The 20,656-nt window shown below is 70.0% G+C and carries 17 protein-coding genes and 1 tRNA gene; 10 read left to right on the plus strand and 8 right to left on the minus strand.

The window, feature by feature from the left end; all coding sequences use genetic code 11:
* Window positions 1-19 precede the first annotated feature (19 nt).
* From JM664_RS17220 to JM664_RS17230, 3 genes are all read right to left on the minus strand, one after another.
* Window positions 20-5,116: a translocation/assembly module TamB domain-containing protein gene (locus JM664_RS17220; protein ID WP_227421158.1), complete on the minus strand. Its 5,097-nt coding sequence runs from the start codon at window positions 5,114-5,116 to the stop codon at window positions 20-22.
* Window positions 5,113-6,891: an autotransporter assembly complex protein TamA gene (locus JM664_RS17225; protein WP_227421159.1), complete on the minus strand. Its 1,779-nt coding sequence runs from the start codon at window positions 6,889-6,891 to the stop codon at window positions 5,113-5,115. Before JM664_RS17225 ends, JM664_RS17220 begins: the two co-directional genes overlap by 4 nt.
* A 113-nt stretch (window positions 6,892-7,004) precedes the next feature.
* The gene (locus JM664_RS17230; RefSeq protein ID WP_227421275.1) at window positions 7,005-7,853 is read right to left on the minus strand and encodes a formate/nitrite transporter family protein; all 849 of its coding nucleotides are present in this window, start codon (window positions 7,851-7,853) and stop codon (window positions 7,005-7,007) included.
* A gap of 133 nt (window positions 7,854-7,986) precedes the next feature.
* Here JM664_RS17230 and JM664_RS17235 point away from each other — a divergent pair, with 133 nt between their 5' ends.
* A complete protein-coding gene (locus JM664_RS17235; protein WP_227421160.1) occupies window positions 7,987-8,250 on the plus strand; it encodes a DUF7218 family protein in 264 nt (87 codons plus the stop codon).
* 47 nt (window positions 8,251-8,297) lie between these two features.
* On the opposite strand, the gene JM664_RS17240 is transcribed toward JM664_RS17235, so the two are convergent.
* Window positions 8,298-9,647 carry a mechanosensitive ion channel family protein gene (locus JM664_RS17240; protein WP_227421161.1) on the minus strand — a complete coding sequence of 450 codons (1,350 nt, stop codon included), beginning with the start codon at window positions 9,645-9,647 and terminating at the stop codon, window positions 8,298-8,300.
* Window positions 9,648-9,919: 272 nt separating this feature from the next.
* Here JM664_RS17240 and leuC point away from each other — a divergent pair, with 272 nt between their 5' ends.
* The 3 genes from leuC (at window position 9,920) to JM664_RS17255 (ending at window position 13,219) form a co-directional block, all read left to right on the plus strand.
* On the plus strand, window positions 9,920-11,356 hold the full coding sequence (gene leuC / locus JM664_RS17245; protein ID WP_227421162.1) for a 3-isopropylmalate dehydratase large subunit: 1,437 nt from the start codon (window positions 9,920-9,922) through the stop codon (window positions 11,354-11,356).
* 102 nt (window positions 11,357-11,458) lie between these two features.
* A complete protein-coding gene (leuD, locus tag JM664_RS17250) occupies window positions 11,459-12,064 on the plus strand; it encodes a 3-isopropylmalate dehydratase small subunit (protein ID WP_227421163.1) in 606 nt (201 codons plus the stop codon).
* Window positions 12,065-12,106: 42 nt separating this feature from the next.
* Entirely contained in the window at window positions 12,107-13,219 is a 1,113-nt protein-coding gene (locus JM664_RS17255) for an endonuclease/exonuclease/phosphatase family protein (RefSeq protein ID WP_227421164.1), read from the plus strand.
* A 2-nt stretch (window positions 13,220-13,221) separates the two neighbouring features.
* On the opposite strand, the gene JM664_RS17260 is transcribed toward JM664_RS17255, so the two are convergent.
* Window positions 13,222-13,566 (minus strand): VOC family protein, encoded by a 345-nt coding sequence (locus JM664_RS17260; protein ID WP_227421165.1) that lies wholly within the window; start codon window positions 13,564-13,566, stop codon window positions 13,222-13,224.
* Window positions 13,567-13,695: 129 nt separating this feature from the next.
* Here JM664_RS17260 and leuB point away from each other — a divergent pair, with 129 nt between their 5' ends.
* From leuB to JM664_RS17275, 3 genes are all read left to right on the plus strand, one after another.
* The gene (leuB, locus tag JM664_RS17265) at window positions 13,696-14,793 is read left to right on the plus strand and encodes a 3-isopropylmalate dehydrogenase (protein WP_227421166.1); all 1,098 of its coding nucleotides are present in this window, start codon (window positions 13,696-13,698) and stop codon (window positions 14,791-14,793) included.
* A gap of 90 nt (window positions 14,794-14,883) precedes the next feature.
* Window positions 14,884-15,876: a DMT family transporter gene (locus JM664_RS17270; RefSeq protein WP_227421167.1), complete on the plus strand. Its 993-nt coding sequence runs from the start codon at window positions 14,884-14,886 to the stop codon at window positions 15,874-15,876.
* A 15-nt stretch (window positions 15,877-15,891) separates the two neighbouring features.
* Window positions 15,892-15,968: transfer RNA gene (locus JM664_RS17275), tRNA-Pro, on the plus strand.
* 29 nt (window positions 15,969-15,997) lie between these two features.
* On the opposite strand, the gene JM664_RS17280 is transcribed toward JM664_RS17275, so the two are convergent.
* A complete protein-coding gene (locus tag JM664_RS17280; RefSeq protein WP_227421168.1) occupies window positions 15,998-17,179 on the minus strand; it encodes an MFS transporter in 1,182 nt (393 codons plus the stop codon).
* A 160-nt stretch (window positions 17,180-17,339) separates the two neighbouring features.
* Between JM664_RS17280 and JM664_RS17285 the strand changes: the two genes are divergently transcribed.
* Window positions 17,340-17,831 (plus strand): VOC family protein, encoded by a 492-nt coding sequence (locus JM664_RS17285; RefSeq protein WP_227421169.1) that lies wholly within the window; start codon window positions 17,340-17,342, stop codon window positions 17,829-17,831.
* A gap of 3 nt (window positions 17,832-17,834) precedes the next feature.
* Here JM664_RS17285 and JM664_RS17290 read toward each other — a convergent pair whose 3' ends face one another.
* Entirely contained in the window at window positions 17,835-18,500 is a 666-nt protein-coding gene (locus tag JM664_RS17290) for a D-lyxose/D-mannose family sugar isomerase (RefSeq protein ID WP_227421170.1), read from the minus strand.
* Window positions 18,501-18,680: 180 nt separating this feature from the next.
* Here JM664_RS17290 and JM664_RS17295 point away from each other — a divergent pair, with 180 nt between their 5' ends.
* Together JM664_RS17295 and JM664_RS18790 are read left to right on the plus strand one after the other, a co-directional pair.
* Window positions 18,681-19,001, plus strand: coding sequence for a hypothetical protein (locus JM664_RS17295; protein ID WP_406675828.1), 321 nt, complete (start codon window positions 18,681-18,683; stop codon window positions 18,999-19,001).
* 156 nt (window positions 19,002-19,157) lie between these two features.
* A complete protein-coding gene (locus tag JM664_RS18790; protein WP_264465801.1) occupies window positions 19,158-19,280 on the plus strand; it encodes a hypothetical protein in 123 nt (40 codons plus the stop codon).
* A 255-nt stretch (window positions 19,281-19,535) separates the two neighbouring features.
* Here the strand turns inward: JM664_RS18790 and JM664_RS17300 are convergent, their stop codons facing one another.
* Entirely contained in the window at window positions 19,536-20,639 is a 1,104-nt protein-coding gene (locus JM664_RS17300; protein WP_227421171.1) for a THUMP domain-containing class I SAM-dependent RNA methyltransferase, read from the minus strand.
* Window positions 20,640-20,656 lie beyond the last annotated feature (17 nt).

The following is a 20,656-nucleotide window of genomic DNA, read 5'->3' on the forward strand; positions in this document are numbered from 1 at the left end:
GGATCCGGCCCGCAATGCCTCAGTAGTCGCGCTCGAAGAAGATGCCGAGGCTGGAGCCGCCCGCATTGTCGACGCCACCCTTGACCGTCACCGAGTCCGTGAGGTCGAGGTTGAGGTTGATCGACGTGTCACCCTCGCTGTCCACGGTCAGGTCGGTGTAGATGTTCTCGCTCAGATAGCGGCCGGCGCGAATGCCCGCAGCGCCATCCTCGGTCGTGGTCAGGTCTAGGTCGTCTAGCCCGAAATTCTGCCTCAGCCGTTCGATGACACCTGGTCCGCGACCTGCGAGCGTCGCGACCGCGGACGCGAGCTGTGCCGCCTGCAACGGCGAGATCTCCTCGATCCCGCGGCCGAAGAGCAGGCGCGCCAGCACCTCGTCCTCGGGCAGCTCCGGCTCGGACAGGAATGTGATCTCAGGCTCGTTGATCGGCCCCTCGATCACAACGAGCACGACGAACTCCCCCGTGTCGGTGCGCGCGACCAGCCGGATGTTGGGCAGGAAGTCGCCCTGCAGGCGGATCGCACCCTCGTCGAGCACGAGCCGCTCGCCCAGAATGTCGAGCCGCCCGCGGACCAGCTCGAACTGGCCCGATGGTATGAGATTCGCTGTCGTTCCGCCAATGCGGAGCGACCCGCCGAGTTCGGCGTCGAGACCCCGCCCGCGGACGAAGATCCGGTTCTCGGCCCGGATCAGGAGGTCGAGCGCGAGCGCGTTGCGCTGCCGCTCCTGCAGCGTCTCGGTCCCGTCCATGCTGCGGCGGAGGAGGCCGGCCCGCTGTCGCGTCGCGCGGACATCCGCCGGCTCGTTCACGTGTGTGACCTCCGGGATCGGCCCGCCGCCGCCGAGACCGGTCGAGGGAATGCGGATTTCGGTCTCGCCCAGAGCAAGCTCACCGCTGATCTGGCCGCCACCGCGCAGCGGCCCGTCGACGTCGATCCGACCGCTGACGGACGTCTGGTAGAGCTCGGGATCGCGCAGCACGGCGTCGTTCAACGTCACCGTCAGGTCGGTCGGCAGGTTTCCGGCCAGGCCCACGCTGCCTGAGGCGGCGACGCTTCCGCCCGCCTGCACCTGGCCCGTCGCGTCTATCTGGATCCGGCTGCCGGCAAGCCGGGCGTCGAGGTCGATGCCCTCGAGCACGATGCCGAATGTCGGCGCCACGATCCGCGCATCCGAGCTGCTGATCGTGCCGGAAAGCGCCTCGAGCCCCGGGGTGCCCTGAAGGGCGAGGTCGAAGCTGACCGTGCCGGCCAAGGTGCGCGGCTGCACGAAGCGGTTCGCGGCGGCAAGCGGGGCGCTGCCCTCGATCGAGAGGTCGACGGTGGGGCCGGCCGTGTCGATCGTCCCGGCGACGGTCGCGGAGATGTCGCCGGGCCCGCCCGCCGCGAGGTCGACGGTGAGAGTGCCGTTCGTCTGCGCCACCGTGCCATCGACCGTGGCGGGACCGGAAAACCCCGGCGCATAGGGTCCGATGTCGGCGAGGCGCAGGCTGACGTCGAGGTCCGCGCCCGCCTCGCCGAGGCGGCCCGAGGCCTCTGCGTCGAGCCCCGGCGCGTCAAGGCGCGCGATGTCGATGACGGTCACGCCATCCGCCCGCTCGGCCTCGACCTGGAGTGTCGTGGTGCCGGCAAGCAGCCGGTCCACATCCGCCTGCCCGACACGCAGCGACTGAGCCTGCGCCTCGAGCGTCACGTCGAAGCGCGAAAGATCGGCGGCTACGAGCCCCTCGGCCGTCGCCTCGACCGCGCCGCCCAGGGAGCGGTTCGCGAACGCGCCGAACGCCGCGATGCTGTCGGCCGAAATAGATGCGCGGCCCTCGAAGACCGGCGTCGTCTCCAGGTCCGTCAGCGTGCCCGCCGCCTCCGCCGTCAGGTTGCCGCTCTCCAGCGTCGCCCGTGACAGCGTCACGGTCTCGCCCTCGCGCACCGCCGTCACGACGAGGCTCGACTGCCCGGCCAGAAGCGACTCTCCGCCTGGCAGGCCCAGATCCACGTCCGTGCCCTCGGCCTCCAGCGCCAAGTCGAGCACGCTCAGGTTCAGCGCCGCCGCGCCGTCGAGCGAGACGTTCGCCGCACCGGACAGGGAACGGCCGGCGAGACCGGAGAAGGCCGCGAGGTTCGGAAGCGCGACCTCTGCTGCGCCGTCGAAGGCCGGCGCCTCCATCAGGCCGCTCACAGTGCCGGCTCCACTTGCAGTGACCTGCGGGTTCGCGAGGCGGATGGCCTCGACCGACACGGTGTCGCCCTCGCGCCGCGCCGTCGCCGCCAGTTCCGTCCGGCCCTCGAGCGCCGCCGCCGCCCCCGGCAACCCCGGATCGAGATCGGTCGCCACCGCATCAAGCGTCAGGTCGAAACTGCTCCCGTCAAACGCGAGGCGGCCCTCTGCCTCCGCCTCGAACGCGCCCGCGAGTTCGCGCCCGGCCAGCTCCGAAAGCGGCGCGAGGTCGTTCACCCGCACCTCGGCCCGGCCGTCGAATGAGGGAACCGCATCAAGGTCCGTCAGCTCACCTGCAAGCTCCGCGAAGATCCGCTCGCCGCTCACTCGCGCCAGGTCGATCGTGACACCCTCTGGCCCGCGCGCCGCGTCCAGCGTGACCGTCGTCGCGCCGGGGATCAGCTCCGCCACGCCCGGGAGGCCCGGGTCGAGGTCCGTCGCCACCGCCTCGACCGTCAGGTCGAAGGTCGCGAGATCGGCGGCGGCCTGCCCCGCCAGGCTCGCCGTCACCCCACCCGCCAGGTCCCGTCCGGCAAGCCGCGAGAAAGGCGCGATGTCCGCGGCGGCGAGGTCCACCGTCCCGTCGAAGACGGGCGTGCCGTCTAGGTCGACCACCTCTCCCTGCACCGAAGCCTGAAACTCCGGCGCCTCGATCCGGAACTGTCGGATCGTGGCGCCGTCCCCGGTGCGCGCGGCGTCCAGCGCCAGTTCGACCTGCCCGGCGAGCAGCGGGTCCACCTGCTGAAGTCCGAGCCGCAGGTCCCTGGCCGTCGCCTCCATACGCGCGTCCGCCACGCGCAGATCGAAACTTGCACGCCCCTCCGCCGTCACGTCCGCGCTGCCGCCGAGGTTCCGCCCGGCGAGCTCGGAGAACGGCGCGAGGTCGTCGATCGACGCGCTCAGCTCGGCGATCACCACCGGCGTCTCCGCCAGGTCCTCGACACGGCCGTCCGCCAGCAATTCTGCGCCGGCGCCGTCGGCGGCCAGGTCGAAGGTCCAGCCGGCCGCATCCTCCTGCGCCGTCAGCCGCAGCTCCGCCGGGCCGCTAAGGCTGTCGACAACAACCGACGTGTCCGCGATGGAGGCGGTGAGCGCGAGCTCGCTCGCGCCCGTCGCGAGAGTGCCGTCCGCCTGCGCCGTTACTTCCGGCGTCTGGATCCGGAACTCCTCGATCTCGGTGCCGGTAGCCGTCCGCTCGGTGCGCAGCGACAGGACCGTCTCGCCGTCCAGCAGCGGGTCGATCCGCGGATCTCCGATAGACAGATCCTGCGCCACCGCATCGAGCGCCAGGTCGAATGCGCCTTCCAGCACGGCACCTTCGCCCGCAAGCGTCATTTCGGCCGACCCGCCCAGCGGGCGGCCGGCGAGGCCGGAGAAGACGGAGAGGTCCTGCGCCGACGCCGTCGCCTCGCCCGCCACCGTCAGCCCGTCCGGCTGCACGCTGCCCTCGGCCGTCAGGCCGTAGCTCTCGCCCTCCAGTCGGAGAAGCTCCACCTCCACCGGCTCGCCCTCTGTCCAGGCGATCTCGGCGCGGCCTGTGACACGCTCGCCCAGCGCCTCGGCCGCGGCCGGATCGCCAAAATCGAGCGCGTCGGCCGCGAAGTCGAAGGCTGCCGTCACCACCCTCTGTGCCGTGCCCTCCGGCCCCGCCTCCGTCGCGATCCGCCCCGAGCCCTCCAAGGCGACCCGGTCGGCGGCGAAGCCCTCGCGGGCGAGGTCGTCGATGATGATGTCCGCGCGCCAGTCCTGGCCCTCGGACGCATTGAAGGCGATGTCGAGAGTGACCCCGCCAACCCGCGTCTCCGGCCCCGCGAGCGGCAGCAACACCGGCCCGTCGCCCGCGATACGGCCCTGCAGATCGACGAGCTCCGGCAGCCTGTCGGCACCGATCACGACCTCGCCGGCGAGCGACAGGGCCTGCGCCTGCAGCTGCAGCTCGCTCAGCACGGTGCGGCCGTCGGGCCCGATCTCGCCCGCGACGTCGAGCCGGATGTCCGGTCCGAAGAAGTCCTGGTACTGCGGCAGGAAGACCGGCGCGATGTCGCCGCCGATGTCGGCGCTGAATTGCCGCGCGGTCCCACCCTCCACCGGCTGCTGCGAGAAGGTCACCTCGCCCGCCAGCCGCTCCTCCCCCGCCGTTTCCAGCGCGATTTCGGCGGCGAAGTCCGACAGCGGGGCGTCGCCCGTGACTGTCAGGCGCAGCGACGGGCGGTCGGGCAGGTCGATCAGGTTTGCGACGATTCCGTCCGGTCCCTCGACGAGGTCAAGGTCGATGGCGACAACCTCCGTGGAGTTGTCGTAGGCCGCCTCCAGCGTCAGCGCGCCCTCCTCCTCGTCGATCCGCTCGATCGCGACGTCGGCCTCGCCCGCGCCATCGGCGAGCTGCACAGCGCCCTCCACGCTGACCTCGGCCTGCACGCCGAGAAGCGGCTCACCCAGCAGCATCCGCTCGACGTCGAGCGCGTCGATCCTGATAGAAACCGGCAGCTCGGGCAGCGAGAAGCCCTGCGCCTCGGGTGAAGGCACCTCGACCGCCGGCGCGTCGGATCGCGGCAGGCGCGGCAGCAGGATCTCGCTCGCCGCCAGCTCGTCGATCTCGATACGGCCGCCGAGCAGCGCGGAGCGGTTCCAGTCCAGTACGGCATTGCGGATCGTGAGCCACACACCCTGGTCGTCGGCGATCGTCAGCTCCTCGATCGTCGCGCGCGAGCTGAGCGCACCCTCGAAGCCCCTCACCTGCACGACACGGCCGGCGCCGGAGAGGCTGTCCTCGATCAAGCCCTCGAGAAACCCTGGCCCGTCGCCGCCGCCGAGCAGCCGTCCGAAGAAGCCGCGCTCCTCCTCCTGCGCGAGTGCCGCAGTGGGGAGGAGGAGCGTCAGGAACGCAAGCAGACGGATCAAAACGCTTGTCCTATGCCGACATAGACCTGGATGGAGCCGCCGGCGTCGTCGCCGGTGACGGGAGTCGCGACGTCGAGGCGGATTGGGCCGATCGGGGTGATGTAGCGCAGGCCGAGGCCCGCCCCGACATGGTCGTCGCCCTCGCCTCCGAGAAACGACTCGTCGCTGACAAAGCCATAGTCGGCGAACGTAACGAGCTGCAGGTTCTCGCGCACCCCGATCCGGGCCTCGGCCGAGAGGCCGAGGAAGCTCGCGCCACCGGTCTCGGTTCCGTCGTCGAGCGTCACGCCGAGCGACTGGTAATCAAGGCCGCGCACCGTCCCGCCGCCGCCGGAGTAGAAGCGAAAGGCGTTGGGCACGTCCGTCAGCTCGGCTCCGACGATCGAGCCGAACTGGAAACGCCCCGCGAGGATCAGCCGATCTTCTTCGCCGAAGCCGCGATAGACCCGCCCGTCGAAGGTCAGCCGCGCGCCGCTGCCCGCGGCGTCGTTGAGGCCCAGGAACGGCGTCACCTCGGCCTCGGCGTACCAGCCCGTCGTGGGGTTCAGCTGCACGTCGCGCCGATCGGCCATCGCCTCGATCGGAAAGGTCAGCAGGCTGTACTCGGTGGTCTCGCCGCTCTCGTCCTCATCATGGTCGAAGCGGTAGCCGACGCCGGCGCTGAGGGTGAAGGTGTCGCCGATCCGCCTGTTGATGCCGGCGCCGAAGGTCACGTTGTTCGAGATGAAGGATGGCTCCTCCAGCCGCTCGACCTGCGCGCGGACGTAGAGGTCGTTATTGACGTTGAACGTGGCTGGCCGGTTGAAGTTTGCCGAGAAGGTGTAGTCGACGCCGCCGGTGCCGCCACCGAGGCCGCTGACCTCGCCGTCGACCCTGAACCGCTCGGCGCCGCCGAAGAGGTTGCGGTGCAGCCAGAAGGCCGTCAGCGTCACGCCCTCGGTGGTGCTCACCTCGGCGCCGAAGCCGAAGCGCCGCGGCCGCTCCTCGACCAGTCGGACGGTGATGTCGAGCGTGTCGTCGGGGTCGAGCGTATCGGCCTCGACCAGCGCGACCGAACGAAATGCACCAGACCGGCGCAGCCGCTCCGCCGAGCGCTCCAGCCGCTCGGGCGAGAAGGTGTCGCCGTCAGGAAAGCCGGCGATGCGGCGGATCGCTCGCTCGCGCACGTTCTCGTTGCCCGCGATGATGAAGTCTCCGAACCGCGCCTGAGGTCCGGGACGTATGCCGATCCGCGCCTCGACCCGCTCCTGCGCATGGCGCGCAACGATGTCCTGATCGCCCGCCTCGGCCTTTGGATGGCCCTCCTCGCGCCAGCCCTCCACAGCAGCGTCCACCGCGTCGCGGATCACGGGCGTCCGCGCCGGCTCGCCCACGGCAAACTCGGAAGGCAGCTCGGTGCCCGGCGCCAGCGGCACGACCCGCGCGTCCGAGAAGAGATAGGTCGGCCCCGGCTGGACGCGGACCTCGATCTGGCCGATCTCTCTCGGCGGGCTCAGCGGCGAGATCGCGGCCGCCTCTTGGCCGTCCACCAGCACGTTGATGACGCCGCCGAAATGTCCCTGCGAGTAGAGCACCCCGAGGAGGCGGCCATATTCGGCCCGCGCCGCCGCGAGGACTTCCTGCGGATCGTCGACCTCGTCCTCGATCTCGAGCAGGAGCGACGCGCTCTCCAGCCGCCGCTCAAGCTCCTCGGATGCGCCGGGCGTCCGGAAACGCACGTCCCTCAGCGCGTCGACCGGCGCTGCCGCCAGCACCGCGCCGGCTGCCAGGATCACCCCGGCGCCTCGCACCCTCAAACCGCTCAACCGGCTGCCCTCTGCTCTGCCTTCGGTATTATGCTTAACGGGTCAATCTGAGGCGCGCCAGCGGCGTGTAAAGGGTTGCCTGCTTATCCGCGCCGACCGTTGACTTCGTTCATCACCTGCGCCCACGCCATCATGGTGAAGACCATGGTGCCGCCCACGATGTTGCCCAGCAGGACCGGCAGGAAGAAGCCGACGAAGCCGCGCATCACGCCGATGTCACCGCCGAGCATCAGGTAGGCCATCTCCACCGAGCCGGCGATGATGTGGGCGAAGTCGCCGGCCGCGATCAGCCAGGTGAAGATGACAACGACTAAGGTGATGTTCGGGGTAGTTGGCAGGATCCAGACGAGCGCCGCGATCAGCACGCCGGCCGGCATCGCGTGGAAGAAGCCCTCCACGATGCTCATATCGAGCGCATGGAGCGAGATATCGCGCATCGCGACCTGAAGTTGGTCCGGGAATGCGCCGGTCCAGAGCATGAAACCCGCCGCGACAAAGGCACCGACGACGTTGGCCGCGAGCACCGTCGTCCAGAGCCTGATCGTCGCGCGGATCCGCTCCCGGCAGAACCGCGCCATGAGCGGCAGCACGGTGGTGATCGTGTTCTCGGTGAAGAGCTGCATCCGGCCGTGGATCACCAGAAGGAAACCCAGCGTGTACCCGAGATTGTCAACCAGCGGTCGCCAGTTCGTGGGTGGCAGATGGGCACGGAACACCGCCTCGCCGATCAGGGAGAAGCTGATGAGCACGCCGGCGGTGAAGCCGGACCAGACGAGCGACGAGATGGGCCGCGACAGCTCTTCCTTGCCGTCGCGGCGGATCACCTCGTAGATCAGCCGCGCCGAGAGCCGGGCGGCCTTCTCCACGGACTGCTCCTCGGCCTCCTGCTCGACCCCGGACCCCTCGTCGCGCCTCGGGTCGTCGGTTGCCAGATCCTCGGCGAATGGTGCATCGGCCTTCGTCACGCTGAAGTGGTCCTCGGGGTGGCGTGGGTAGGCATTCGGAACGTGCCCTGCACGACCAACGTTCCGATCGAGGCGAAACACCCGAGGAAGGAGCGCTGCCATGGCCAAGAACCACGGCAACCAGATCAAGGACGACGAGACCTACGAGGCGCTGCGCGACCAGGGCGCGAGCAAGGAGAAGGCGGCGCGCATTGCGAACGCCAAGGCGAACCCGGACCAACACCCGTCGAAGAAGGGCGGCAAGTCGCCTGCCTACGAGGACTGGAGCAAGGACGACCTCTACGGAAGGGCGCAGGAGCTCGAGATCGAGGGCCGGTCGGAGATGACGAAGGACGAGCTGATCGACGCGCTCAGGAACCATTGAGCCGCCGCTGACGCCGGGCATGGTCGCCAGGACCGTGCGCGCCCACGTCACTCTGCCGCTTCGCCGCGCAGGCTGTCGGCCCGCAGGGTCTCGAGGCGGCTGCCGTCCAGCACCCTCACCTCGCGCTGCGGGAACGGGATTTGGATGCCGTTTTCCTTGAACGCGTCCCACAGCGCCAGAAAGACGTTGCCGCGAATGTTGGTGAGCCCGCCGGTCGGGTCGTCGATCCAGAATCGCAGGATGTAGTTCACCGAGGAGTCCCCGAACTCGACGATGTGGCAGACCGGCGCCCGGTGCGTCAGCACGCGGTCTACGCCCTTGGCCGCCTCGACCGCGACGCGCCGGACGAGGTGCGGGTCGTCGCCGTAGGAGGTGCCGAAGTAGATGTCGAGCCGCACGAAGCGGTTCGAGTGCGACCAGTTCACCACCTGTCCGGTGATCAGGTCCTCGTTCGGGATCAGGTATTCCTTGCCGTCGCGCGTGACGACGCCGACGTAGCGGGCGCGGAGCTCGGTGATCCAGCCGAAGGTGTCGCCGAGCGAGATCACGTCCCCCGGCTTGATCGACTTGTCGAAGAGCAGGATCAGGCCCGAGACGAGGTTCGAGACCACCTTCTGCAGACCAAATCCGAGGCCGAGGCCGATGGCGCCCGACATGAAGGCGAAGGCCGTGAGGTCCACGCCCACGACCCGCAGCCCCACGAGGATGGCGATCGAGTAGAAGGCGAGCTGCAGCAGCTGCACCGACAGCACCTGCATCGTGGGCGAGATGCCCTCGTTGCGGTGGATCCGGTCGGCGGCGACCTGGATGACGAAGCGCGCCAGGGCGAACAGCAGGCCCACGACCACCAGCGCCTCGATCAGCGTCAGCGCCGAGAGCCGGAACTCCCCGAATTCCAGCGCCGCACGGTCGAGCAGGCGCGAGACCTCGCCCGTCAGGCCGAGGAAGTAGAGCGTCATCCAGATGCCTAGGCTCCAGACCACCACGCGGCGGAGCGCCCGATTGCGGATGATGCGCGCGGCGAAGGTGATCGCCAGCCAGACCGACGCGATCGTCGCGACCAGTTCCAGGATGTAGCTGCGCGAGGTCCAGATCGTGGTCTGCTGCATCGCCAGCGTCGCCGCCCAGCTCAAGAGGACGAAGAGCATGAGCTGCAGCCGGCGCTCGAAGATCACCAGCAGCCGCAGCCGCCAGCGCGGCCATCCCTCCCGCGTATGCGCCCAGTTGCGAAGCCTGCGGCGACCGATGACGGCGAGCAAGACCGAAACCGCGAAGCAGCCGACAAGAATGCCGATCTGCCAGAGCCGCGACGGAAGGGTCAGCAGCCAGAACTGCGTCTCGAGATAGGACCAGAGGCCGACGAGCCCCTGCCAGATGCCTTCCAGCGCGGTCTCCATGTCGTTTTGTGGCAGGGCGGGTCAGGCGCCGCAAGTTCCGGCGCCGGAGGCGCGGCTCCGGCACTTGTCGTGCCGCTTGTCCGGACGCTGCGTTCGCGTTAGGAACTTGCGCGATGCAACGCGTCTTCGACATAGCCGACCGCAGCCGCCTGCCGTGGCGCTTCTTCGGCGCGCGCCGCACCGTGCTCGCCCGACTCTGAGGCGACCGTGACTGCCGCCGGCGCTGCGCGCCGGACCCGCCTTTGTTCGCACATCACATTCGGGAGAGGACCATGACCGCCCCCCGCACGCTCTACGACAAGATCTGGGACGCCCACCTCGTGCACGAGGCCGAGGACGGCACCAGCCTGCTCTACATCGACCGCCACCTGGTCCACGAAGTCACCAGCCCGCAGGCCTTCGAGGGCCTGCGCATGGCCGGCCGGAAGGTCCGCGCGCCAGAGAAGACGATCGCGGTGCCTGACCACAACGTGCCCACGACCGACGACCGCGAGACCGGCATCAGCAACGAGGAGAGCCGAATCCAGGTCGAGGCGCTCGACCGCAACGCGCGCGAGACCGGGATCCACTACTACCCGGTCAACGACGTCCGCCAAGGCATCGTCCACATCATCGGCCCCGAGCAGGGCTGGACGCTGCCCGGCATGACCATCGTCTGCGGCGACAGCCACACCGCCACCCACGGCGCCTTCGGCGCGCTGGCGCACGGCATCGGCACCTCCGAGGTCGAGCACGTGCTGGCGACGCAGACGCTGATCCAGAAGAAGTCCAGGAACATGAAGGTCGAGATCACCGGGCAGCTCCGCCCCGGCGTCACGGCCAAGGACATCACGCTCTCCGTCATCGGCAAGACCGGCACCGCCGGCGGCACCGGCCACGTCATCGAATATTGCGGCGAGGCGATCCGCGCGCTCTCGATGGAGGGCCGGATGACGGTCTGCAACATGGCCATCGAGGGCGGCGCCCGCGCCGGCCTGATCGCGCCGGACGAGACGACCTTCGAGTATGTCAGGGGCCGGCCCCACGCGCCGAAGGGCGCCCAGTGGGAGGCCGCGATGGAATGGTGGAAGACCCTCTACTCCGACGACGACGCGCACTGGGACAAGGTTGTGACGATTGCGGGCGAGGACATCGCGCCCGTCGTCACCTGGGGCACCTCGCCCGAGGACGTGCTGCCGATCGACGGCGTCGTCCCCGACCCGGCGAGCTTCTCCGGCGGCAAGGTCGCCGCGGCCAAACGGTCGCTCGAATACATGGGCCTCACCCCGGGCACCCGGCTTCAGGACATCGCCATCGACACCGTCTTCATCGGCTCCTGCACCAACGGCCGGATCGAGGATCTGCGCGCCGCCGCCGCCGTGATGCGCGGCCGCAAGGTCAAGGAGGGGCTGCGCGCGATGGTGGTCCCCGGCTCGGGCCTCGTACGCGAGCAGGCCGAGGCCGAGGGGCTGGCCGATGTCTTCCGCAGCGCGGGCTTCGAATGGCGCCGCGCGGGCTGCTCCATGTGCCTCGCCATGAACCCCGACCAGCTCTCGCCGGGCGAGCGCTGCGCCGCCACCTCGAACCGCAACTTCGAGGGCCGCCAGGGTCGCGGCGGCCGCACCCACCTGATGAGTCCCGCGATGGCCGCCGCCGCCGCAATCACCGGCCGCCTGACGGACGTGCGCGAGTTCCTCGACCCGACCGGCGCGCGGACCGAGGCCGCCTGATCCCGCCGCGCGCCGCGCCAGCGGCGCGCCCGGCCCAACGGGAAGAGCCGCCGGCAGGCGGCGATGACGGGCGGGAGACCCCCGTCGACGAAAGGACCACAGATGGAAAAGTTCACCCAGCTCACCGGCATCGCGGCCCCCCTGCCGATGATGAACGTCGACACCGACATGATCATCCCCAAGCAGTTTCTGAAGACGATCAGGCGCGAGGGGCTCGGACGCAACCTCTTCGACGAGATGCGCTACGAAGACGACGGGAAGGAGAACCCCGACTTCGTGCTCAACAGGCCGGCGTACCGCGAGGCGAAGATCCTCGTCTCGGGCGAGAACTTCGGCTGCGGCTCGAGCCGCGAGCACGCGCCCTGGGCGCTCCTCGATTTCGGCATCCGCTGCGTCATCGCGCCGAGCTACGCCGACATCTTCTACAACAACTGCTTCAAGAACGGCATCCTGCCCATCGTCCTGCCGCAGGAGGACGTGGACAAGCTGATGGAGGACGCCGAGCGGGGCGCCAACGCCACCGTCACCGTCGACCTCGAGAAGCAGGAGATCACCGGCCCCGACGGCGGCAGCATCCACTTTGACATCGACCCGTTCCGCAAGCACTGCCTGCTGAATGGCCTCGACGACATCGGCCTGACCCTCGAGCGTGCCGCCACCATCGACACGTTCGAGGCCGAGGCGGCGCAGGCGCGGCCTTGGGTCTGACGTTAACCGCGCCTTAACCACGCGCGCCGAGGAGTGCGGCGCATGTTCCGCGCCGCGCTCCTCTCTCTCGCCCTTCTCTCACCCCTCCCGGCTGCGGCCGACAGCCTCCGCGTCGCGACGTGGAACGTGGAGCTTGCCCGGCGCGGCCCCGGCCTCCTCCTCCGCGACATCCTGGGCGGCGATCCACAGGTCGAGGCGGTCGCGCAGGTCGTGGCCAAGGTCGCGCCCGACATCCTGCTGCTGACCGGCGTCGACTGGGATTTTCACGGCGCTGCCCTCGCCGCGCTCGCCCAACGTTTCGCCGAGGCCGGCATCGATTACCCACACCGCTACGCGCCGAGGCCTAACACCGGCCTCGCGACCGGCCTCGACATGGACGGCGACGGCTACCTCGGCGACGGCAGCGATGCGCAGGGCTTCGGCCGCTTCGCGGGCGACGGCGGCATGGCCCTCCTCTCGCGCTTCCCGATCGGCGCGGACCCCCGCGACTTCTCCGACCTGCTCTGGCGCGACCTGCCCGGCGCCACCCTGCCGCACCAGGACGGCGCCCCCTTCCCTTCGGAGGAGGCACAGGCGGTCCAGCGCCTCTCCTCCAGCGGCCACTGGGACGTGCCCGTCATCCTGCCCTCCGGGCGGGAGATCCGGACCTGGGCCTTCCATGCCACGCCGCCGGTCTTCGACGGCCCGGAGGATCGCAACGGCCTGCGCAACCGCGACGAGGCGGCCTTCTGGCTCCGCTACCTCGACGGAGCGCTCGGCGACCGCCCCGAGGCGCCCTTCGTCCTCATGGGCGACGCGAACCTCGACCCGCTCGACGGCGACGGCCTGCCGGACGCAATGGAGGCGCTGCTCTCCCATCCCCGACTGCAGGACCCGCGCCCGGCAAGCGAAGGCGGCGCGGTGGCCGCCGAGGCGCAGGGCGGCGTCAATGCCGGCCATCGCGGCGATCCCGCACTCGACACTGCCGACTGGGACGATGACGGGCCAGGCAACCTGCGGGTCGACTACATCCTGCCGTCGTCCGAGTGGCAGGTCCTCGACGCCGGCGTGTTCTGGCCGGCGCCCGGCGCCCGGGACGCCGACCTGCTCTCGTCCGAGGGGACGGCGGCCTCGCGCCACCGCCTCGTCTGGGCGGACCTGGCCCTGCCGGACTGAACTCAGGCGCCGTGCCGCTGCGCCATCACCACCGAGTTGCCGTCAGGGTCGTCCAGCCGCACGATCGCGGTGTTGTCCGCCTCCTCGACCGCACCGGGCGCAAGACCGGCGCGCTCCAGCCGTTCATGCTCGTGACGGATATTGCCGACGATCAGGGTCAGCGCACAACGGCCGGCGCGTGCCGGATCCTCTAAGAGCTGCAGCCCCACCGCCCGACCATGATGCCATTCGACCAGCCCGGCCATTGGCGCGGCATCCGGAGCGGGCCCCAGCAGCCGCCCGAACCAGGCCGCACTCAGTTGGAGCTTCGAGCACCCCACGTTCGCGTAGATCTCGATCAGGTCCATGCCGGCGCCACCTATTCGCCCCTCTTTGCCAGCGCCTGCCGACCTCGCCAGTTCCCGTCGCTGGCGCGCTTCTTGACCGCATCCGGAGTGCGGGCTACGCCCCCGGCGGATCCAAGGAGGTTTTTCGACATGGCGCACTCGCTTCTCATTCTGCCGGGCGACGGCATCGGGCCCGAGGTGATGGCCGAGGTGCGCAAGGTCATCGCCTGGTTCAATCGGAACGGCATGAGCTTCGAGGTCAGCGAGGACCTGATCGGCGGCGCCGCCTACGACGTCCATGGCACGCCGCTGACGGACGAGACAATGGCCAGCGCGCAGGCGGTCGACGCGGTCCTGCTCGGCGCGGTGGGCGGCCCCGCCTACGACTCCCTCGACTTCAGCGTGAAGCCCGAGCGCGGGCTGCTCCGGATCCGCAAGGAGATGGACCTCTACGCCAACCTGCGCCCCGCCCAGTGCTTCGAGGCGCTGGCGGACTTCTCGTCGCTGAAGCGCGAGGTGGTCTCCGGCCTCGACATCATGATCATCCGCGAGCTGACCTCGGGCGTCTATTTCGGCGAGCCGCGCGGCATCTTCCCCGACAACGAGGGCGGCCGCGTCGGGATCAACACGCAGCGCTACACCACCGATGAGATCCGCCGCGTCGCCCGCTCGGCCTTCGAGCTGGCGCGGCGTCGGTCGAACAGGGTCTGCTCGATGGAGAAGGCCAACGTCATGGAATCCGGCGTCCTCTGGCGTGAGGAGGTCCAGACGGTCCACGACGAGGAGTACCCCGACGTCGAGCTCAGCCACATGTACGCCGACGCGGGCGCGATGCAGCTCGTCCGCTGGCCGCGCCAGTTCGATGTCATTGTTACCGACAACCTCTTCGGCGACATCCTCTCCGACGCGGCGGCGATGCTGACCGGCAGCCTCGGGATGCTGCCCTCGGCCAGCCTCGGCGCGCCGGGGCCGAACGGCCGGCCGAAGGCGCTCTACGAGCCGGTGCACGGCAGCGCACCCGACATCGCCGGCCAGGGTAAGGCCAATCCGATCGCCTGCATCCTGAGCTTCGCAATGGCGCTGCGCTATTCCTTCGACGCCGGTGATCAGGCCGACCGTCTCGAGCGCGCGGTGAGCGACGTGCTGGCGAGCGGGTTGCGCACCGCCGACCTGATGGGGCCGGAGGGCGGCACGCCGGTGTCGACCGCCGAAATGGGCGACGCCATCGTGGCTCGGCTGGAGTCCTGACCACCGCCGCAGGCTCGCGCGAAGGGGGGAGTTGACCGCGCCGCCGGATCGGCTTGAGTTGCGCACGAAGCAGTCCCGAGGTTCCGAAAGATGGCGGCCGGCCACAGCTCCAACGCCCGCGGCGCGGTCCTCGCGCTCGCCGCCTACGGCGTCTTCGCCACACACGACGTCTTCGTGAAGGCGCTTGGCGCGCACTACGCCCCGTTCCAGATCATCTTCTTCAGCGTGCTCTTCAGCTTCCCCCTGGTGACCTTCATGCTGATGCGCGACCCGACCTCAGGCAACCTCAGGCCACGGCACCCGTGGTGGACGGCGCTCCGGACGCTCGCGGGCGTCGTGACCGGCGTCACCGCCTTCTACGCGTTTTCGGTCCTGCCGCTGGCGCAGGTCTACGCGATCCTGTTCGCCGCGCCCCTCCTCATCACCGTGCTCGCCATCCCGATCTTGGGCGAGCGGGTGGGCGCGTGGCGCAGCGGCGCCGTGATCGTGGGCCTCTTCGGCGTGCTCGTGGTGCTGCGGCCGGGCGCCACCGATCTCTCCCTCGGGCATCTCGCGGCCCTGGCCGCGGCCGTCTGCGGCGCGCTCGGCTCGGTCGTCGTGCGCAAGATCGGCCGGGACGAACGCGACGCTGTGCTCCTGCTCTACCCGATGGTGGCGAACTTCGTGCTGATGTCGTTCCTGCTTCCCTTCGTCTACGAACCGATGCCCTTCGCTCATGTCGGAATGCTGGGTATCATTGCGGCTCTGGGCTTCGCCGGCGGTCTCCTGGTGATCGGCGCCTACCGCGCGGGCGACGCGGCAATCGTCGCACCGATGCAGTACTCCCAGATCATCTGGGCCGCCGCCTACGGCATGCTCCTGTTCAGCGAGCAGCCGGACGCGATGACCGTGCTCGGCGCGCTGATCATCATCGGCAGCGGCGTCTTCATCGTCATGCGCGAGAGCCGCGGCGCCTCATCGACCTCGCCTGTTCTGCAGAGCCGCCTGCGCCCCGAGACCGCCACCGGCCCGCGGTTCACGCAGTTGCGCGGCCTGCCTGGACGAGCTCACGCGCCTCTTGCAAAGGACGGGGCTTCCCGATAGATCGCGCGTCACGGTCGGAGTGTAGCTCAGCCTGGTAGAGCACTGTCTTCGGGAGGCAGGGGTCGTAGGTTCGAATCCTGCCACTCCGACCAATAAAGCAAGGGCCCTGCGGGGCCCTTCTTCATGTCCCGGCGGAGGCGCGGGCATCCGGCGGGCGCTCGCTCACGTAGCGGGGGCGGACCGCCGCAGCGGTCACCGCAGACAAGGCAGCCGCGCCCAGAAACATCGGCCCGCCTCCGGCCGCGCCCGAGACGATTCCGGCCCCGAGCGGCCCGAGCACGCTGCCCGCGGCGACGGCCAAGAGCGTGATCGTGAAGCTGAGCGACGGAAGCTCGGGGAACAGGCGCTCGGACCAGAAGGCGAGGACCGCGCTCGTCATCATCACATAGACGCCCTGCAGGCCGGCCGAAAGCACGAAACCCGGCCACGATCGCGGCGCCAGCGCGACGAGGAGCAGCGAGAGCGTCGAGGCGATCAGCAGCAGCCGGATCAGCGAAGGCAGCCCCGCTGCCGCCTTGGCGCGCCCTGTCGCAAGACCCGCGAGCCCGAGCGTCCCGAAGCTGAGGAACATCACCGCCGGCGACAGGCCCTCGGGCAACCCCGGCAGGCCGCCTGCCTGCTGGACCCGGTCCGCGGCGAACGAGATGTAGACGGCCGTGGTCACCCCGAACGACAGCGCGATGCCGTAGAGCGGGATCGCTCGCGCCCTGAGGAGCACCCGCCACGGCTCGTCCGATGCCGGGCCGCCGCTGCCCGCCACGTCACGAAGAGCCATCCAGTTCGCCAGCAGCGCGAGGGCGCTGGCAACCGCGAAGGCGGCCCATCCCACGCGCCACGACATGCCGCCGAGACCCAAGACGAGCGCGATCGCCCCGGCCGCCGCGATGCCGAGGCTCGTGCCGGTGCTGACGATCGAGAGGGCACTCGGCCTCCGTTCGTCCGCCACCACGCGATGGACGGCATTGTTGAACGGCGCCCACGCGAATCCTGCGCTCGACATTGCAAGGAAGACGCCGGCACTGAGCAACGCGAGGCTCGGCGCCAGCGCCACGAGAGCGGTGCCAAGCGTTGCGGCGCAGAGGCCGATCACCACCGGCAGCCTCGGCCCCCGCCGCGCGATCATCGCGTAGGCCGCCAGCAGGCCGAGGAAGCCCAGGGCCGAGACGAGCCCCGCCTGCCCCGAAGACATCGAAAAGGCCGACCGAAACTCGGGCAAGAACAGCCCGAATTCCATCCGGGCGGGCCCGTAGGTGATTGCGGTCGCGGCAAAGCCGGCGGCGGAGAACTTTACGAACGGCGTCATGTCGATGCCCGACGGAAACCGCGCCGAGGCGTCAGCGATCCGTCGCTCGAACGAAAAATGATGCTTGGGCCGCGACCGGCTCGGGCGCATCCTGCCGCCCGATCGCTGGGGGGCGCGGTTCCACGTTGCCCGCCGGCCTGCAACGGGTGGAGGAACTCGCATGGCCATCGCCAAGAACACGGTTTGCATCTGGTACGACAAGGACGCCGAGGATGCGGCTCGCTTCTACGCCAAGACGTTCCCCGACAGCTCGGTCGATGCCGTCCATCGCGCGCCGAGCGACTATCCGGCCGGTAAGGCGGGCGTTGTCCTGCTCGTCCAATTCACAGTCGCCGGCGTCCCCTGCATCGGCCTGAACGGCGGGCCGGACGTCACGCACGGCATCGCCTTCTCGTTCCAGATCGCCACCGACGACCAGGAGGAGACCGACCGCTACTGGAACGCCATCGTCGGCAACGGCGGACGGGAAAGCGAGTGCGGCTGGTGTCAGGACAGGTGGGGCATCTCGTGGCAGATCACGCCGCGCGTCCTGACCGAGGCGCTTGCGGCCGGCGGCGCCGAGGCGAAGCGCGCCTTCGAGGCGATGATGACGATGAAGAAGATCGACGTGGCCGCGATCGAGGCGGCCCGGCGCGGCGGAGGCCCCGCCTAGGGTTCAGTAGTCCGAGACCAGCAGATGCGTCGGCGCCGCGTCCTCATCGATCTGGGAGAACCGGCCGACCGGGTCGGCGAAGATGTTGTCGGTCTTGTCGTCGTTGACCGTCGAAACCTCGCCGATCAAGCAGTCGCCCCCTTCGGCCCAGAACGAGTGCCAGACCCCCGGCATCAGCGTCACGCTCTCGCCCGGCGCGATGCGGAGATGGGCGCCCGGCGTGAGCGTACGCTCGACGCCGTCGCAGGGCACGGTCACGTCGGCCTGTCGATCAATGCCCCCTTGCGCGTCCGACGCGAAGAGTTCGATGACGAGATCGCCGCCGCCCCGATTTATGATGTCCTCCGCCTTCAGGTCGTGGCGGTGCATGGGCGTCATCTGCCGCTCGCGCGAGATCATGATCTTTTCGGCATAGAGCATCCCCCGCCCTGACGAGAGGTCGGCAAGGCTGCCATTGCGCGTGGTGAAGAGGATGAGGCCTAGCTCGTCGAAGCGCCCCTTCCCGAAGTCAGTGATGTCCCAGCCCATGCCGCGCTCGCGGATCGTCGCGGCCTCAGCCCCCCCGATTCGCTCGGGCGACCAGTAGGCGAAGGGCGGCAGGGCGTAGCCGAAGCTGCGCATGAAGGCCTCGCTGGCGGCGATGATGTCGTTGACGTCCGAGCGTTTCACGTCTGGCACCCTCCGGTCTGCGGGCCCGTGCACGGGATCCCGGTACGGGTCTATGCCTTAGGCGGAAGGTCCTGCAAGGCCGTGCATCCCGGTCACGGCGCACGGCAGGCGGCGCGGGGGGCTGCAATCGCGACATCGGCTGGCTGCGGCGACAGCTCACGCGGTGAGCTTGCACTTCGCGTGAGCGCGGGTGGCGTCGCCTTCGGCGAGGCGGTGCGGTTCAGGGCGTGGGTGGCGCACCTGTCGTTCGGCGGACCGGCGGGGCAGATCGCGGTGACGCACCGCATCCTCCTCGACAATAGGCGCTTCCTGCGCGCCCTCAACTTCTGCATCCTGCTGCCTTGGGCTCGAGCCGCAGCAGCTCGCCGTTTATCTCGGCTGCCTGATGCACCGGACTTGGGGCGGCTTCCTGCCGTTCCCAGCCGTCATCCTCGGCGCGGCGGTTGTCACCTGCGTCGCGTCACGTTCGGGTTCGACCGACTTCGCGACGACGCGTCATGACTCCGGCGCCACAGAGGCGGAAGCGTCAGAACCGCCCACCCGCGGCGAACGCCGTCCGCTCGCCTTTCTCGTCCTCTGGCTCGGGCCGGTGGCGGCGCTCCTGCTGGTTCTCCGGCCGGACGAGGTCGTTGCGCAACTTACCGTCCTCTCCAGCAGATGGCGGTTGTCACGTTCGGCGGCGCCTACCTCGCGCAGGCCGCGATCGAGATCCGTCGCTGGCTCGCGCCCGAGGAGATGCTGGACGGCCTCGGCTTGGCCGAGACGACGCCCTTCCGCTGATCCATGTGGTGCAGTTCGCCGCCTACCGCACCCCCGGACCGCTCGAGCCCTAACCAGCGGCGCTCCTCGCCGCGTTACCGATGAGGTGCGCGACTTTCTGCCCCTCGTTCCTCTGGATTTCCCTCGGCTCCCCTTGATCCAGGGGCTGCGCGGCGGCCGGTGCCGAGCCTCGGCCTAGAGGTGCCGATATGGTCGAGCATCAAGCCCGCCGCCGCCCTTTCGGTGGCGCTGGCGATTGCGCGTGTCCGGCTTAAGTCAGAGGGCACCGGTCCGGAAAAGCTGCACCCGTAGCCCGCCGTGCGCGATGGGCGCCGCTGGCGGAGCGAACGGCAGCCGCGTCGCGGCGGCGAGGCCCGCCTCGCTGGTGACGAGCCCCACGCGCCAGCCGCCGAAGCGCGCGCGCAGGACATCGCCCAGCGCGGCGTAGAGCCCGTAGAGTGGCTTCTTGTTGCCGACCCGCCCGCCATAGGGCGGGTTGACAATGACGAGGCCCGGCGGCCCCTCCGGCGGCATCGCGTCGCTCACCGCATGGCAGGCGAAGTCGCAGAGCTGCGCCACCCCCGCTCGCTCGGCGTTCGCGCTGCTCATCCGCACCGCCCCCGCGTCCCGGTCGGAGCCGACGAATCGATGCGCGACCTCGGCCGGCTCCGCCTCCCGCCGCATCCCGGCCCAGGCGGCCGGATCGAACGTCGCCAGCCGCTCGAAGGCGAAGCTCCGCGCGCGGCCCGGCGCCAGGCCCGCCGCGATCTCCGCCGCCTCGATCACGAAGGTGCCCGAGCCGCACATCGGATCGACCACCGGCTCGTCCCCGCGATAGCCGCAGCGCCAGAGCATCAGCGCCGCCAGCGTCTCGCGCATCGGCGCCTTGCCCACCGCCTCCTTGAAGCCGCGCCGGTGCAGCGGCGCGCCGGAGGTGTCGACGCTCAGCGTCACCTCGTTCGCCTCGATCCGCACCCGGACCACCAGCTCCGCCTCCGCCAAGACCGGCGCGCCCAGCTTCTCGCGGATCGCCGTCTCGACCCGCTGCGCCGCCGCCCCGGCATGGTAGATCTTCGAGCGCTTGCAGGTCGCCTCGACCCGGACCGGCACGTCCGGCCGCAGCACCTCCGCCCACGGGAACCGCCGCGCGCGCTTGTCGAGCTGCGCCAGGTGAAAGGCCATGAACGAGCCCAGCCGCGCCAGCACCCGCCCCGCCCCGCGCAGCTCCAGGTTCGCGCGCCAGACCTCGGGCCAGCCGCCCTGCACCGTCACGCCGCCCGGCACGGCCACGGGGGCGTCGAACCCCCGCGCGCCCGCCTCCTCGGTCAGAACCGCCTCCAGCCCCGGCGGCGCGACCAGAAATATCTCGAACCTCTCCACCGCGCCTGCCTAGCGGC

It is taken from the genome of Roseitranquillus sediminis (assembly GCF_016918935.1).
Classification (GTDB): domain Bacteria; phylum Pseudomonadota; class Alphaproteobacteria; order Rhodobacterales; family Rhodobacteraceae; genus Roseitranquillus; species Roseitranquillus sediminis.